Annotated in this window: 1 protein-coding gene; it reads left to right on the plus strand. The window is 66.0% G+C overall.

What is annotated here, in order from left to right; genetic code table 11:
- Positions 1–213, plus strand: a 213-nt coding sequence (locus ACWXWW_RS17970) for an ATP-binding protein (RefSeq protein ID WP_455971366.1), incomplete at its 5' end; no start/stop codon positions are given.
- Positions 214–288: the final 75 nt, after the last annotated feature.

Here is a 288-nt window from a genome sequence, read left to right on the forward strand (position 1 = left end):
GGCCCCGGCATCGCCAAGGCCCAGCGCGAACGGGTGATGCAGCCCTTTGAACGCGGCGCGGCATCCAATCGGCCGGGCAGCGGGCTGGGTCTGGCGATTGCGGACGCCATCATGCGTTTTCACGACGGCTCGCTCGAATTGGCCGACAACGGGCCGGGGCTGGCGGTGCGCCTGCGATTTCCGTTGGTGTCGAGCGGCGCGGCAACATTCTAAATTTGCAATCTTGGGGCGCTTTGGCCCCTGCCCCGCCGCTTCGTCACATATCCGTCATGGCTCGTACCTAACGGC

It is taken from the genome of Microbacterium sp. KNMS, from assembly GCF_053851835.1.